The organism is Flavobacterium micromati, assembly GCF_900129585.1.
Lineage (GTDB): Bacteria > Bacteroidota > Bacteroidia > Flavobacteriales > Flavobacteriaceae > Flavobacterium > Flavobacterium micromati.
Map to the genome: position 1 here is coordinate 84,639 of NZ_FQWF01000003.1, position 16,367 is coordinate 101,005.

Annotated in this window: 10 protein-coding genes; 6 read left to right on the plus strand and 4 right to left on the minus strand. The window is 32.2% G+C overall.

Going from position 1 to position 16,367, the window contains the following annotated elements:
- Positions 1 to 108: 108 nt before the first annotated feature.
- Positions 109 to 546 (minus strand): acyl-CoA thioesterase, encoded by a 438-nt coding sequence (locus BUB42_RS04120; protein WP_073017500.1) that lies wholly within the window; start codon positions 544 to 546, stop codon positions 109 to 111.
- 127 nt (positions 547 to 673) lie between these two features.
- Positions 674 to 1,003 carry a hypothetical protein gene (locus BUB42_RS04125; protein ID WP_073017502.1) on the minus strand — a complete coding sequence of 110 codons (330 nt, stop codon included), beginning with the start codon at positions 1,001 to 1,003 and terminating at the stop codon, positions 674 to 676.
- Between the two features lie 448 nt (positions 1,004 to 1,451).
- Here BUB42_RS04125 and dnaK point away from each other — a divergent pair, with 448 nt between their 5' ends.
- The gene (gene dnaK, locus BUB42_RS04130; RefSeq protein WP_073017504.1) at positions 1,452 to 3,338 is read left to right on the plus strand and encodes a molecular chaperone DnaK; all 1,887 of its coding nucleotides are present in this window, start codon (positions 1,452 to 1,454) and stop codon (positions 3,336 to 3,338) included.
- Positions 3,339 to 3,453: 115 nt separating this feature from the next.
- Here the strand turns inward: dnaK and BUB42_RS04135 are convergent, their stop codons facing one another.
- On the minus strand, positions 3,454 to 4,350 hold the full coding sequence (locus BUB42_RS04135) for a Brp/Blh family beta-carotene 15,15'-dioxygenase (protein WP_073017506.1): 897 nt from the start codon (positions 4,348 to 4,350) through the stop codon (positions 3,454 to 3,456).
- A gap of 110 nt (positions 4,351 to 4,460) precedes the next feature.
- Between BUB42_RS04135 and BUB42_RS04140 the strand changes: the two genes are divergently transcribed.
- Positions 4,461 to 5,189: a bacteriorhodopsin-like gene (locus BUB42_RS04140; protein WP_073017508.1), complete on the plus strand. Its 729-nt coding sequence runs from the start codon at positions 4,461 to 4,463 to the stop codon at positions 5,187 to 5,189.
- A gap of 527 nt (positions 5,190 to 5,716) precedes the next feature.
- On the opposite strand, the gene BUB42_RS04145 is transcribed toward BUB42_RS04140, so the two are convergent.
- A complete protein-coding gene (locus tag BUB42_RS04145; protein ID WP_084118283.1) occupies positions 5,717 to 8,278 on the minus strand; it encodes a zinc-dependent metalloprotease in 2,562 nt (853 codons plus the stop codon).
- A gap of 317 nt (positions 8,279 to 8,595) precedes the next feature.
- On the opposite strand from BUB42_RS04145, the gene corA reads away from it, so the two are divergent.
- From corA to BUB42_RS04165, 4 genes are all read left to right on the plus strand, one after another.
- Positions 8,596 to 9,666, plus strand: a complete 1,071-nt coding sequence (gene corA / locus BUB42_RS04150; protein WP_073017510.1) for a magnesium/cobalt transporter CorA — start codon at positions 8,596 to 8,598, stop codon at positions 9,664 to 9,666.
- 61 nt (positions 9,667 to 9,727) lie between these two features.
- Complete coding sequence (pta, locus tag BUB42_RS04155) at positions 9,728 to 11,821, plus strand: phosphate acetyltransferase (RefSeq protein ID WP_073017512.1); 2,094 nt, start codon at positions 9,728 to 9,730, stop codon at positions 11,819 to 11,821.
- 466 nt (positions 11,822 to 12,287) lie between these two features.
- Entirely contained in the window at positions 12,288 to 13,487 is a 1,200-nt protein-coding gene (locus tag BUB42_RS04160) for an acetate/propionate family kinase (RefSeq protein WP_073017514.1), read from the plus strand.
- A gap of 92 nt (positions 13,488 to 13,579) precedes the next feature.
- Positions 13,580 to 16,318, plus strand: coding sequence for a helix-turn-helix and ligand-binding sensor domain-containing protein (locus BUB42_RS04165; RefSeq protein WP_244533878.1), 2,739 nt, complete (start codon positions 13,580 to 13,582; stop codon positions 16,316 to 16,318).
- Positions 16,319 to 16,367 lie beyond the last annotated feature (49 nt).

Consider the following 16,367-nt stretch of genomic DNA (forward strand, 5'->3'; position numbering starts at 1 on the left):
AAATAATTTATTCTCAGTAATATCATTGTTGACGATCATTAATATTACAAAAAATTACTAGTTTGAATAGTGTTTGAAAAATATTTACGCAATCGTACTTTTTTACGTTTAAAGCGTAATAAATTCTTCACTTTTCGGAAAAAGACTAATTGCTTCGATTGCAATTTCAGGAGTTGGATTTGCAATTTTTCGCAATTTAGTATCCATCCAAGCTCCGTCAACGGTTATTACAGCACAAATTGCGTTTTGATCATTCAAAAATTCATGTACAATGGACCATCTAGAAGCATCAGGTTTCATTTTTGAGATTTTAGTCTGCATCGTTATCTTATCTGAAAGTTTAATTTCTTTTCGAAAAATACATTCCTCTCTAAAAAGAATAGGACCAAAATGCTGGGCTTGTAAAACCTTTATCGATAAGCCTAAGCCCTCTAGAATTTCAATACGATGTTGTGCACCAAAGTCATAATACGCACTGTGTCTAACATGAAAATTTGGGTCTAAATCCGACCAACGAAAAGATAATTGTTTGCTAAAAGAGATCATAAATAGTGAAGTAAATTTGGGTTCAATAATAAAATTAATTTCACTTGTAAAACTAGACAATTCAAGATAACAAGCTGACTTATTATAATTCTTTTTTTGTAAAATTAACGCTTATTAATTTGGTTGGTTAATAGTTTTGATAAGCTATTTGCATCGCCACGCCGCCAATAACAAAAGCAATTATTATAAATGTAATTATAACAGAGCTTTTTGGTGATTCTATTATTGCAACGTCATCTACATACAAATCCATTACAACACCATTGGCTCCGTAACCTAAATTTAACTTGCAATTTACTTGACGATCGTTTTCTAACATTTTAAAAGTATGTTTAGCACCGCGGATTGAGTTTTTTTCAGAAACAACTTTATTATTCAGCATAATTGTTTCTTTTCCAAGGTAGGAATTGAAAATTTCTATTTTATTGTTTCCGAGTTGAATTGTTGAAAATTTCATAGGTTTTGTTTTTAGTCAAATGTAGGAATTAGTTCGGAAATTTGATCCAAAATATAAATTTTTAGAAATTGTAACTTTTATAATAAATGAAGGGGTCAACTAAGTTTTGGCGCTTGACGCTAAAATCAAATAACAATTGGATAAAGATAACAGAGCAAGTTTTTTAAATGTAAAACAATAAAAACATTGCTTGTTTTATTTTGCGATAAAAGCATAACATGGGTTTTGATTAAATTTATAGTAAGACTTAGCAAACTTGTTTTTTGGTCTGAATTTGCTGGATATTCTATTGTTTTAATTGGCTTAAAATGTCAACTTGTCATATTTTTGTGCGCCAATTTTAAGGTAAACTGACAAATTTATTGGGTCATTTGTATTGGCACAAAGATTGACTTATCGAATTCGAGTTATTAAAATCAGTATATAATAAAATTTAAATATAGTAAAAATGGGTAAAATAATCGGAATTGATTTAGGTACTACAAACTCTTGTGTTTCTGTAATGGAAGGTAATGAGGCAGTTGTTATTCCTAATGCGGAAGGGAAAAGAACTACGCCATCAATCATTGCATTTGTTGAAGGTGGAGAGATTAAAGTAGGTGATCCTGCTAAAAGACAAGCAGTAACTAATCCAACTAAGACTATTGCTTCTATCAAACGTTTCATGGGACAAGGTTTTGGAGAAGTTACGGCTGAGTCAAAAAGAGTTTCATACAAGATTGTAAAAGGGGATAATAATACGCCACGTGTAGACATTGATGGTCGTTTATACTCTGCTCAAGAATTGTCAGCAATGACGCTTCAAAAAATGAAGAAAACTGCTGAAGACTATTTAGGTCAAACAGTTACTGAAGCAGTTATTACTGTTCCTGCTTACTTTAATGACGCACAACGTCAAGCTACAAAAGAAGCTGGTGAAATTGCAGGTCTTAAAGTAATGCGTATCATCAATGAGCCAACTGCAGCTGCACTTGCTTATGGATTAGATAAAAAAGGAACGGATCAAAAAATTGCTGTTTACGATTTAGGTGGAGGTACATTTGATATTTCTGTTCTTGAACTAGGAGACGGAGTTTTTGAAGTATTGTCTACAAACGGAGATACTCACTTAGGTGGAGACGATTTTGACCACGAAATTATTGACTGGTTAGCTGCTGATTTCCTTGCTGAGGAAGGTATTGATTTACGTCTTGATCCAATGTCGTTGCAACGTTTAAAAGAAGCTGCTGAGAAAGCTAAAATTGAATTATCATCTTCTACTGAAACTGAAATCAATTTACCTTACGTAACTGCTACAGCTTCAGGACCAAAACACTTAGTTAAAAAATTAACTAGAGCACAATTTGAAAAATTAACTGATTCATTAGTAAAACGTTCTATGGCACCAGTTGCAAGAGCTTTGAAAGATGCAGGATTATCAGTTTCTGATATTGATGAAGTAATCTTAGTAGGAGGTTCAACTCGTATGCCAAGAATTGCTGAAGAGGTTGAAAAATTCTTTGGTAAAAAAGCATCAAAAGGAGTTAACCCTGATGAGGTTGTTGCTATTGGAGCAGCTATTCAAGGTGGAGTCCTTTCTGGAGATGTAAAAGATGTATTGTTACTTGACGTTACACCTTTATCTTTAGGTATCGAAACTATGGGTGGAGTTATGACTACATTAATTGAGTCTAATACTACTATACCAACTAAAAAATCTCAAGTATTTTCAACTGCTGCTGATTCTCAACCTACTGTTGAACTACACGTTCTTCAAGGAGCTAGAGCAATGGCTGCTGATAACAAAACGATTGGTCGTTTCAACTTAGACGGTATTCCACCAGCACCAAGAGGTGTTCCACAAATTGAAGTAACTTTTGATATTGATGCTAATGGTATCATCAAAGTTTCGGCAACTGATAAAGGAACTGGTAAATCTCATGATATTCGTATAGAGGCATCTTCTGGATTAACATCTGAAGAAATCGAAAGAATGAAACGAGACGCTGAAGCAAATGCTGAATCAGATAAATTGTTAAGATCTAGAGCTGAAAAATTGAACGAAGCTGATGGAATGATTTTTCAAACTGAAACTCAATTGAAAGAATTAGGTGCTAAATTATCTGATGATAATAAAGTAGCTGTTGAATATGCATTGACTGAATTGAGAATGGCACACCAATCTCAAGATATTCCTGCGATTCAAACTGCACTTGACAATATCAACGCTGCTTGGAAAAAAGCAACTGAGGCAATGTATGCTGAAGGAGAACAAGGTCAAGGAGCAGCACAACCAGAAGGGGAAGCAGCTCAAGGTGACAATGTTGAAGATGTTGAATTTGAAGAAGTAAAATAATATAACTGTAAAAACGCTATTTATTGCGTCTTTACTTTTTTATAAACAAAAACCGTTTGCCTTTGGTAAACGGTTTTTTGCATTTTATAGGAATTCAATTTATGTATTTAGTTTTTTATAAACTATTTTCTTTCCCCTGAAACATGCGTGTAATCACTAAAGCATGAGGAAATGTAATTGCAGCTAAGAAAGAGAAAAATAGAGCATTAAATACCTGTTCCTCTCTAAAAAAGAGGTAAATCAGTGCAATACCGGCGATGGAAATCAGCCAATAAATACCAGCTGCTTTGCAATAGGCATAAAAATATTTGATAGAAAAGGATCCGTTTAAGTAAGTAACCTGATCTATTATAGATGGTATGCTATGCCAAAAAACAAAATAAAGTGCAAAGCCCCAAATTAAACTCGAAGATTTAAACAGAATGACAAATAATGCCATAAAAAACAATTCTAATAGTATTTTTTTTCTCCATTTTTCTTGCTTCCAGAAAATATAGGCACTCATACTTATAAACAGCGGAATTGAGAATTGCAATAGCAATGAAAAATAGAAAGTTGGGATGGAAATGTCGGTAATTTTTAATATGATACTTTGTACTTGTCCGGTATGAAAATTAAATAATAATAGTAAAATTATAAAACCGTACAAAAACTGAAAGAATACCACCAAGATTTTAGAGAATTCTTGTTCTAAGCGTTGCCATTGTTGCTCTCCAAAGTGATAAGAACTCACAATAATGAATAATAGAAGAGCAAATTGAGGAACAATGTAAAATAAAATCACTCCTGTTAAAACAACAAAAACATAATAAGTTAATATTTTAACAAATGATTTTGCTTTTCTTTCACTGTTTATATTTTTTATAAGTAGTAAATCATTAGCGCCATGTAGAATTCCAAAAGAAAATATCAATAAAAATCCTAAAATAATTTGGATTTGATGAGAAAAATAAGAATCCATCCATAAACCGAAGAAGCTGGCAATGAGTGCTATTTTTGGGTAATTTTTCATAATTTTAATTAATGTTTAAAAATAGGTAAAAAAAATTAAACAAAAATTTTTTTTAGTGTTTATGTTTTAATACATTTGGTTAAACAAAAAAACAATTAAATAAATTTTCTATGACAAATTTTATGTTTATCTCAGGATTAGTTGGAAAAATGTTACCAACAGATTACGTTGGTTTTACATTTTTCGTAGGCTGCATGGCTATGATGGCCGCTTCAGCATTTTTCTTTTTATCCTTAAGCCAGTTTGATAAAAAATGGCGAACATCAGTTTTAGTTTCAGGTTTAATTACCTTTATTGCTGCAGTGCATTATTTCTACATGAGAGATTATTGGGCTTCATTTGGTGAATCACCAACATTCTTTCGTTATGTTGACTGGGTTCTAACAGTGCCTTTGATGGCGTTAGAATTTTACCTAATACTTAAAGTAGCAGGTGCAAAACAGTCACTATTATGGAAAATGATCCTTTACTCTGTAGTAATGTTAGTTACTGGTTATATTGGAGAAGTAATTTACCCTGACAGTGCTGCCTTATGGGGATTCATCTCAGGAGCTGCATACTTCTTAATTGTGTACGAAATCTGGTTAGGAGAAGCTTCAAAATTGGCTGTTGCTGCTGGAGGAGAGATTCAGAAAGCACACAATATTTTATGTTGGTTCATCCTTGTTGGATGGGCGATTTATCCATTAGGATACATGATGGGAACAACAGGATGGTACAGCAGTTTTATTCCTGCAGGAAACATTGATGTAGTTTACAACATTGGAGATGCTATCAACAAAATTGGATTTGGTTTAGTAATTTACACCTTAGCTGTTAAATCATCTGCTAAAGAATAATTACCTTTTAGAAATGAAATCAAAAACCGAGCTAGAAATAGCTCGGTTTTTTTTATATAATACATTTCACTTCTGTTCTAAACTAGACTTAGGGTTAAAGGCTCATATTTATTGTTGTATCTATTTATAAAAGTTTCGCAGATTATCAAATAATATGATAATACAGCATTTAACGAAACGAGAAAAGTGTTATCAAAAGACCTAATTTATGCTTTTACCAATGATGACCTTGTCATTTATTACAAAGAAACCTATAATAGATTTGCAAATTATTCTAAAGTTTTAATCTGTAAAGCTTCGTTAGACAAGTCACTTGTCACTTGGTAAAGTAAAGTTGCCTTCCTGATACTGGGCTTTCGCCAAAATTAATCTTGTAATTAGAATTATAACAAAATAATACCGCAGATTCGCAGATTTTTTCTTTATTAAAATCTGTAAATCTGCGGTAAAATTTTATAAGCGTTTTCTTGATAAGTGCATTATAAAAAAAGGGAAAATGTTTTTACGCATTTTCCCTTTTTGTTTTGCTACTTCGGATCTAAACCTTCGGTAATTCTTGAAATTAAATCGAGTACGTGGTATTTACTCATTCGATCAGTGATCTTAGAAGTTGATAATTTTAATTCATTTCTTAAATTGATAAGCTGACCTCTTGCAATAGACGGTAAATCTGTTTGAGCAAGATTTACTTTTCTAGTAGTAAAACCATAAGTAACGCCCACAGGAACCGCTCTAACGGTTGTTGAACCTGGTTTAAGTAATTCAATCATTTTATCTACATATAATTTTTGTAAATTTCTACGATACATGTCTATTGCAGCGTTGCTTTTTAATTCAGAGAAAATTCCCTTGTTCAAGTCGCTAATTAATTCATCTACTGAATAATTGTCCTTACTCACTGCTGATGCTTCTAAAAGCCGAACCATTCGATCGCCAGCCATTAAACTAGTTAGTGTAGCATCCTGCATTGCTTTGATTGCTTCCACACCATTTTCAGGATTTATTTTTGAAAGAACATTTTGATCTAATAACCATACTGGTGTTTTGAATAATTGTGTATTTAAAAATAATACGGCATCTTTTTGAATGCTTTTTGGAACAACAGTGAACTGATTTCCAATCATATCGTACGTTTTTGGAGAATCATAAATCCCACCTACGTTCTTAGTTACATGTCCCATATATCGTCTAAATTGTCCAGTGAGGGCGCTATACAGTTCGTCAAGTTCGCTATAGCTTTCTCCTTTTTCGCTAGACCACTCTAATAAATTTGGAAGTATTCTTTTTAAGTTTTTGATTCCATATTCTGAGGCTCTCATTGCATTATCTCCAATATCCTCTGTTTGATACCTTGGATCATAAGGACTTGTTTCTGTTCCAAACCATAAGCGGTTATTCTTGTACGCTTCTTTAGTCATCTCATTTAAGATTGCCTTTTCGTCCTTTTCGGTATTAGCATCTTGAAAGTAGGAGTAACCCCACTTGATAGCCCATTTGTCATAATCACCAATTTTTGGAAATAAATCAGTTACACCATCTTCTGGTTGCGCAACGTAATTAAAACGCGCATAATCCATGATAGACGACGTATGGCCATTTTTAGCCTGAAATTCTTTGTCTCTCAATTTTTCAACAGGAGTTGCTGAGCTAGCTCCCATATTGTGCCGCAATCCTAGAGTGTGTCCTACTTCGTGAGAAGAAACAAACCGAATTAGCTCACCCATTAATTTATCATCAAATTTCTTTGCTCTTGCAGCTGGATCAACAGCAGCTGTTTGAATTAAGTACCAATTTCTTAAAAGACTCATGATATTGTGATACCAACCTATGTGACTTTCTAAAATCTCACCGCTTCTTGGATCATGAACATTAGGTCCGTAAGCGTTTTGAATTTCAGCAGCAAAATATCTTAATACAGAAAAACGAGCATCTTCAAGGCTCATCGTAGGATCATTTTCTGGCCAATATTCTCCACGAATAGCATTTTTCCATCCAGCAGCTTCGAATGCAACTTGCCAGTCATCAATTCCTTGTTTGATATATTTTTTCCATTTGTCAGGTGTTGCTGGATCAATATAATATACAATTGGTTTTAAAGGTTCTATCAATTCTCCTATTTTTTGTTTTTGCGCATCCTCAGGAGTTTTGGGTTCTAAACGCCATCTTACTGCAAAAACCTTAGTTTCTGATTTCTGAGATTCTTCTTCAAAAACGCCATATTGATTTGCAAAATAACCTACACGCGCATCAAATTCTCTTTTGCGCATAGGAGTTTTTGGCAATAAAATCATTGAAGTATTCATCTCTACGGTAATTACACCAGCATCTAAAGCAGATGGTAAATCAACACCAATTTTTGGTGTTGGCGTCAGATTGATTTTTGGTGGCGTAGTTGTAAAAGTTTTTACACTTCTAATTTCCGTGTTTATTGGAAAACTACTCACTTTTGAAATAAAAGATTTGTCTTTTTGAAATGTTAGAATGTTTAGTAACTGTTTTTTTATTGGATCCAAAGAAAAAGTTTGAACATCAGCATCAAATGTTGTGGATAGGTCTAGTACATAACCTGTAATTTTTCCAGATCCATCTTTTTTATAAGCCAGAACATCATAATTCCCGATAATTGGATCTGAAGTCGAGTTTTTAACCGCTTGCGCTAATGGTTTATTTTCGTCAGGAGACATAATAACATAAGTCACTGAACGCAGTAATACATTATCATTTAATCCTTTTTCCCATCGAACCACTTGTCTATTAATTTCTTCACCACCAAAAATTCCGCCTCCAGCAGGAGTTTTAGAGTAGCGCGTGATTGTCATTATTTCACTTCCCAAAATAGAATCTGGAATTTCAAAAAGGTATTTATTGTTTAATTTATGAACCGTAATTAGACCCACCTGTGTTACCGCTGAGGTATCAATAACTTTGTTATACGGTTTAGGTTCTTTTTTTGCGTCAGCAGCTTTTGGCTCTACCTTAACTGTTGCATTTTTATCAGCTTTTTTCTTTTTCCTGCTTTGTGCAAATGTATCCTGCGCTGAAAATACAAAGACAGACATCATTAGAATAGTTATTGTTTTTTTGATCATTTAAGTATAATTAAATTGGTTCCTATTTTTTTTAATTGTTACAAACATTAGTCTTTAATTTATACCCATTTGTTACAAAAACTACAAATATAATTTGAATTTAATTGCTTCGAATACTTAAATTTGGAGAATTGGTAATTGTTGCTTATAACTCTTTTAAATTAATTTTATGACTTTTCTCATAGTGTGAATTCATTTTTCTTCATAATTTTGAATCCACATTGAAAACTGACAGTATTTATTCGCAAAATCGCAAAAAGGAAGGCAAATAATGCGCTTGAAAAAGTATTTGTTACATTAAAAGATAAAAATTTTGCATGAGAAAAATAAAATATAAGAAAGGTAAAAAGCTACAGCCTTATCATTTTGAATATACGGGAATTCACAAACAACTGGAATCCGAAATGCAATTATTTGTTTATGATAACTTAAGTTTAAAGGAATATCATGATTTTAAGGTTTTAGAATTACCAAAATTCATTAATCATGAAAAAATAAATTGGCTTAACATTCATGGCTTAAATAATATTGAGTTAATTCAATCGGTGGGCAAATTTTTTGAAATAGATAATTTCATGATTGCTGATATACTTAATACTACTAAACGCACTAAATTAGAGGAGTTGTCTAATGTACTTTTTTTTAATATAAAGTCACTTTTACCAGTTAGTGACTCTGATAACATAAGCGTAGAGCAAATAAGTTTCCTTATAAAAGATGGTGTTTTAATTTCTTTCCAAGAGAAACGTTCAGACTTTTTTACGCATATTCGAGAACGTATTCGCACACATTCTGGATTAGTGCGAACGAAAAAAGCTGATTATCTACTCTACATATTACTCGATGCAATTATGGAAAATTTCTATATTACCATAGAGAACGAAGAGGATAAAGTAGAAGAATTAATCAATCTTTCAAAAGTCAGCGCTGACCCAAAAACTTTAGAACGGATAGAAAAACACAGGGACAATTTCAACTTTTTAAAACGTTCCATTATTCCACTTCGAGATTCTCTATACGGTATTAAGAGTATGAAAGATGACAATTTATTTAATGCTATAGAAATTGACAGTTTCAGTTTCTTTTCTCGTTTGCATCAAAAAAGTTTAGAACTCTTAGAACAAATTGAGTCGGATTTAGGTTCCTTAGAAAGCGCTTCTAATTTCTTTTTTTCGGCACAAACACAAAAGATGAACGAAATAATGAAAACCTTGACCATTGTTTCTGCTATATTTATTCCGTTGACTTTTATAGTTGGTGTTTACGGAATGAATTTTGAATTTATGCCAGAGTTGCAGTATCGCAATGGTTATTATACTATTATTGGAATTATGGTTTTAATTGGAATAGCAATGATTTTTTATTTCAAAAAAAGAAAATGGTTTTAATTTAAAAAGTGCTGCAAAAGTAAAAGTTTAGAAAAACAGTAAGAATTTTAAAATAATTAAAATGAATAAGGCAATTTACATAGCTACAAGCGAGCACAATAGTGGTAAATCTATAATAACGCTTGGTTTAATGAGCATGCTTATTGGGAAAACCGCAAAAGTGGGTTATTTTAGACCTATAATTGAGGATTTCAAAGATGGTAAAATAGACAACCATATTGAAACTGTAATTTCTCATTTTGGCTTAGACATTGCTGTCGAAGATGCTTTTGCAATTACTAAAAGCAAACTGATCAAGAAAAAAAATAAAGGAAAAATAGGGGAGGTTTTAGACCTTATTATTGAAAAATACAAACGACTGGAAGAAAAATTTGATTTTGTTCTAGTAGAAGGAACCAGTTTTAGCGGCGAAGGCACCGTCATAGAATTAGATATGAATGTTTTGATTGCTAAAAACTTGGGAATTCCAACAGTTATAGTTGGCTCAGGCGTTGGTAAAACATTAGAAGAGTTGACAGATAGCCTTTATCTAGCGTATGATTCATTTAAAGTAAAAGATGTTGAAGTTCTAGCTGTAATTGCCAATAAAGTTCAACTACAAAATATTAAAGTAGTAACTGAGGGGCTAAAGTCAAGCCTACCAGCTGTCGTTTTAGTCAATGCTATTCCGCTTATTTCGAGCTTAAATAATCCCACAATAAGAGAAATTGTGGACGTATTAGAAGCCAAAGTTCTCTTTGGCGAAGAATTTTTGAATAACGAAGTGGGAAATTTCAGTGTTGGCGCGATGCAATTGCGCAACTATTTACTACATCTAAAAGAAAATGCTTTAGTAATTACCCCTGGAGATAGAGCTGATATTATTTTGGGAGCGTTGCAAGCTAATGAATCAGCTAATTATCCTAGTATTTCCGGTATTGTTTTAACTGGTAATATTATTCCGGAAGATAGTATCATAAAACTTATAGAGGGACTAAACACAATAGTACCAATTATCACTGTAGAAGGTGGAACTTATGGCATAACAAATCGACTGGGTAATATAAAGTCGAAAATATACGCCGATAATAAACTTAAAATTGAAGCGTCTATTACAACCTTTGAAAAATATGTTGACGTAGATGATTTATCTAAAAAATTACTCTCGTTTGAAGGCGATGGAATGACACCTAAAATGTTTCAATATAATTTAGTCAAGAGGGCAAAGCAACACCGAAAACATATCGTTTTACCTGAAGGAAGTGACGAAAGAATAATCATTGCCGCATCGCGTTTACAAGCAATGGATGTGGTAGAAATTTCTATTATTGGCAATAAAAAACAAATTGAAAATAAAGTAATTGAGTTAGGACTTCTATTTGATTTTTCGAAAGTGAAGATAATAAATCCTATTGAGTCTGAGAAATACGAAGATTATGTAAATACGTATTATGAACTTAGAAAGAACAAGAATGTCTCTATGGCTATGGCCAAAGATTTAATGGAGGACGTATCCTATTTTGGTACAATGATGGTTTATAAAGGCGATGCTGATGGAATGGTTTCAGGAGCTGCACATACTACCCAGCATACAATTTTACCAGCTTTACAATTCATAAAAACCAAACCAGATACATGTATAGTTTCATCAATATTCTTTATGTGTTTAGAAGATCGAGTTTCAGTTTTTGGAGATTGCGCCATAAATCCGAATCCTACAGCCGAGCAACTGGCTGAAATAGCGATTTCATCAGCTGAATCTAGTTTGGCTTTTGGTATCGAACCCAAAATTGCAATGCTTTCTTATTCTTCCGGTTCATCTGGGAAAGGGGACGAAGTAGACAAAGTACGAGCAGCCACCGAAATAGTTAGAAAAAAACGCCCTGATTTGAAAATTGAAGGCCCCATTCAATATGATGCAGCAGTTGATATGGCTATTGGAAAAAGTAAAATGCCAAATTCTGAAGTTGCCGGTCAAGCTAGCGTTTTAATTTTCCCGGATTTAAATACAGGAAATAATACATATAAAGCAGTTCAAAGAGAAACGGGTGCATTAGCAATAGGTCCTATGTTACAAGGTTTAAACAAACCTGTGAACGATTTGAGTCGCGGTTGCACTGTAGATGATATTATAAATACGGTTGTCATTACAGCGATTCAAGCGCAAGGATTGTAGCTCTTTAATATGAAGAAGTAGATCATGCCACTAAGGCGCAAAGTCACTAAGAATTTTATCGAGTATCTAACAATAAACTGGATGCCTTCGCATATTGGTGGCAATGAAAAAACTTTATACATATTCAAATATTATTAAAAAAGGCTTTATGCCTTAGCGTCAGTGGCAAAATAGACTTTGCAAAAAGGCTAAAATTATTAAAAAAAGCTTCGTGCCTTAGCGCCTTAGTGGCAAAATAGACTTTGCAAAAAGATCAAAATTATTAAAAAAAACTTTGTGCCTTAGCGTCTTAGTGGCAAAATAGACTTTGCAAAAAGGTCAAAATTATTAAAAAAAGCTTCGTGCCTTAGCGCCCTAGTGGCAAAATAGACTTTGCGAAAAGGTCAAAATTATTTAAAAGAAACTTTAGTGCCTTAGCGGCAAAGAAATAAGAAATTGTAGAGCCTTAGCAGTAAAAAAAATAAAAATGAAAGTAATAGTAATTAACTCAGGAAGTTCGTCTATAAAATACCAATTAATTGATATGCCTGCTAACATTGTTCTTTGTTCGGGTATGATTGATCGAATAGGTTTAGAAATTTCGAATTTAACCTATGTCACACAAACAACAAAAGTAGAGGAAGCACTAACGATTCGAGATCACAAAGTTGGTTTAGAGAAAATTGCAAGTTTGCTAATGGATGAAGAAATTGGAGTCATAAAAAGCACTGATGAAATTGAAGCTGTTGGACATCGCGTGGTTCATGGTGGAGGTTCTTTTTCGAAGACGGTCATAATTACAGAGGAAGTTAAAGTAAAAATCAAACAACTATTTGAGTTAGCTCCTTTACACAATCCAGCTAATTTAGAGGGAATAATTGTTGCCTCAACTATCTTTAATCAGGCAAAACAAGTAGCTGTTTTTGATACCGCTTTTCACCAAACAATTCCCGTCATTGCTCATAAATATGCTTTGCCAAATTACCTTTTGACAGAAAATAAGATTCGTTTATACGGTTTTCATGGTACAAGTCATAAATACGTTTCAGAAAATGCAATTCATTATTTAACTCAAAATTCTTTTAGTAAGGATTCAAAAATCATAACCATTCATCTAGGAAATGGTTGCAGTATGACTGCAATAAAAAATGGGAAAAGTGTAGATCACACTTTGGGATTTGGTCCTATGAACGGATTGATCATGGGAACGCGAAGTGGAGACGTAGATCAATCTATAATTTTTTACTTAGTAAATACTTTGGGTTATTCTTTAGAAGCTGTTAATACGATGTTGCAAAAACAAAGTGGAATGCTTGGACTAACTGGGTACAGCGATTTGAGAGACATCGAGGCCAATGCTGAAAATGGAAATGTAGATTGCCAACTAGCATTAGCCATGAATGCGTATCGCATAAAAAAATACATTGGTTCTTATGTTGCCGTTCTTGACGGATTAGACGCTATTATTTTTACCGCAGGTATAGGTGAAAATTCATCTTATATTCGGAAATTGGTTTGTACAGATATGAGTTATTTTGGAATTGAATTAGATGAAGCTAAGAATGAATTGCGTTCAAAAGAAATTAGAGAGATCAATACAATTGATTCCAAAACTAAAATTCTTGTAATTCCAACTAATGAAGAAATTGAAATTGCAAATCAAGTCTTTGAGTTACTAATGAAATAACGCAGTGTAAATTTTTAAAGCCTCACTTAGAGGCTTTTTTTGTGCTTAAAATTGAAGAAAACTAATTATATTTGGATTTAAAACGCCACATTTTGAAAGCTAAATTATTATTAATCCTGTTTTTATTATCATTTCAAATCCATTCCCAGGAGTTGCTTCCATTTGTCGAAAATTATAGTAAATCAGATTATAATGGTGACAATCAGATATGGAGTGTGGCTCAAGGAAATGATAAGGCGATGTATTTTGCCAATAACTATTATTTTTTACGCTATGATGGCGTAAAATGGGAGAAATACAGTTTACCAAACAAAACTATAATTCGCTCTGTAATGGTCGACAGTGACCGTATTTATACAGGTTCTTATAAAGAATTTGGATATTGGACTCGTAAAAATGGAAAGATGGTTTACACTTCCATTTCTGATAAGACCAATGTTTTTGATGATAGTGACAATGAAGAAATTTGGAAGATATTTAAATTCGGCGATAAAATTTATTTTCAGTCCTTTAATAACCTTTTTATCTATAACGGGACCAGCATTAAAAAATTAAAGTTTGATTTTTTGGTCTCCTATTGTTTTCCTATTGACAATGAACTTTTAGTAGCTTCTGTAAGTGACGGGATCTATAAAATGAAGAATGGCAGGTTTGAAAAGATTGAAAACTGGTCTGTTCTTGAAAATAATGTGATTCATGCAATTGAAAAATTTAAAAATAAAACTTATTTTTTTACGCAAAAAAATGGCGTTTATGTTGAAGAAAAAGGCAAGTTATCGGCGTGGAATAGTTCCTTGAATTCTATTTTAAAAGAGTCTAATATCAATGTCGCAAAATTTATAAAAAACAATAAATTAATAATTGGAACGGCAAACAAAGGAGTTTTTATCTTTGATTTAAATACTAATTCCTTCAAAAATATCAATCGCGATAATGTATTGATGAACAATTCAATATTGAGTATTGGGCAAGATAAAGAAAATGATTTATGGTTAGGGTTGGATAACGGAATTGCTCATGTTGAGGTAAATTCTCCTATTTCTATCTTCTATGATAACTCTGGCGTTTTAGGATCTGTTTATTCTGTAGCTAATACTTCAAAAGGCTATTTAATGGCGTCAAATCACGGTATTTTTAAATATGAAGGCAAAGAATTCTCTTTAATTTCTGGTACCCAGGGACAAGCGTGGAATATTAGTAAAATAAATAATAAATATTTAATTGGCCATAATGATGGCACATTTCTATATGACAATGGAGTAGTTTCTAAATTAAATACTATAAATGGCGGATGGAATATTGCGAAAAGCACAGTTGACAATTCTTATTTACAAGCATCATATAGTGGCATTGTAATTTACAACGATCCAAATAATTTAACTCGTAATATAAATGTTACAGGCATTATAAAACCAATCAAATTTGTAGCTCAAAATAGAAAAAATGAAATTTGGGCCGCTGATAGTAACAGGGGATTATACCGAATATTATACAACGACTTATATCAAACAACGACTGTTAAAAATGTCACCCAGCAAAGCAAAATCAGTAACGATTTTGGAGTTAAACTTTTTGAATTTAGAAATGAAATTCTTTTTTTAATTAATAAAACTTGGTATACCTACAACTCAATTAGCAATCAATTAGAAAAAAATGCATTGTTTAATTCTAATTTTAAAGAGGTTTCAAATATCGTTTCAATAGATGAGAATCATTTTTTAATATTGGAAGGCGGACTTTTATACACCATTTATGCAAAAGGGAATGAATTTATTCGAAAAGTTATTCAGCAGAAATATTATAGAGGAAAAATAATCAACGACAATTTAAAAATTTTTAAAAACGAAAATAATTATCTGCTCAATTTGGATGATGGTTTTATTTCGCTACAATTAGATTACAAGCAGGAAAGCAAAACTAATATAAGTATTGAAGCGTTTGCAAATAATAAATTAATTGACGAAAATTCTAAAATTCCATATAATTCAGAACTTCGAGTTCATGTACTTTCAGGTGTTTTTGGTGCAGCTCGACCAACATTATTCTACACAATAAATAGCGGTAAAGAATTAATCTCTATTGATAATGGCTTAATTGTTTTAAATAATATGAATAGTGGGACTAATGAACTAAGGATTTTAGGTCATGATGGACTAAAATATAATGAACTGTCAACATTTCAGTTTATTATTGCAAAGCCATGGTACTTTTCGTTCTGGATGATATTATTATATTTTGTTGCTATTGGCACGGTACTTTATTTGTATTATAAATGGAATAAAATACGTTACATTCAAAAATTAAAATTGCGCGATGAAGAGCTAAAACATCAAAAAGAGATTCTTGAAATAGAATTAAAAGCTGAAAATGATTTAATCACTCAAGAATATGAAAAACATATATTAGAGCTAGAGTTGCAATCTAAATCTTCAGAAGTTGCAGGAAAATCGCTCTCCATAGCAAAGCAAAGTGAAATGATTGAAAGCATTCAAGGAATTTTAGATTCAAATGTGGATTTGAATAAACTTAAAAGTGAAATTAAAAAGGTAATCAAAATTAATGCTGTAAATAAACATGAATGGGAAACATTTGAGAGCAATCTAAACTTAATTCATAATGATTTCATTAAAGATTTATCTAAAAAATATCCAGCTTTAACTGCAAAAGATATTAAGCTTTGTATCTATCTTAAAATGAATCTTTCTTCAAAAGAAATCGCTCCGATGATCAATATATCATATCGTGGCGTCGAATTACATCGATATCGCTTAAGGAAAAAGTTGAGTCTTAATCAAGACGAAAGTCTGTCTAAATTTTTATTATCGATATAAAAAATAAGTTTTTATTGTTGATAGTTTATAATTTCCTCCCTTTTATTAC

What these genes read in the sequence shown, in the direction of transcription:
- BUB42_RS04120 (WP_073017500.1), bottom strand. Translation starts at nt 546, where the DNA reads ATGATCTCTTTTAGCAAACAATTATCTTTTCGTTGGTCGGATTTAGAC.
- BUB42_RS04125 (WP_073017502.1), bottom strand. Translation starts at nt 1,003, where the DNA reads ATGAAATTTTCAACAATTCAACTCGGAAACAATAAAATAGAAATTTTC.
- dnaK (WP_073017504.1), top strand. Translation starts at nt 1,452, where the DNA reads ATGGGTAAAATAATCGGAATTGATTTAGGTACTACAAACTCTTGTGTT.
- BUB42_RS04135 (WP_073017506.1), bottom strand. Translation starts at nt 4,350, where the DNA reads ATGAAAAATTACCCAAAAATAGCACTCATTGCCAGCTTCTTCGGTTTA.
- BUB42_RS04140 (WP_073017508.1), top strand. Translation starts at nt 4,461, where the DNA reads ATGACAAATTTTATGTTTATCTCAGGATTAGTTGGAAAAATGTTACCA.
- BUB42_RS04145 (WP_084118283.1), bottom strand. Translation starts at nt 8,278, where the DNA reads ATGATCAAAAAAACAATAACTATTCTAATGATGTCTGTCTTTGTATTT.
- corA (WP_073017510.1), top strand. Translation starts at nt 8,596, where the DNA reads ATGAGAAAAATAAAATATAAGAAAGGTAAAAAGCTACAGCCTTATCAT.
- pta (WP_073017512.1), top strand. Translation starts at nt 9,728, where the DNA reads ATGAATAAGGCAATTTACATAGCTACAAGCGAGCACAATAGTGGTAAA.
- BUB42_RS04160 (WP_073017514.1), top strand. Translation starts at nt 12,288, where the DNA reads ATGAAAGTAATAGTAATTAACTCAGGAAGTTCGTCTATAAAATACCAA.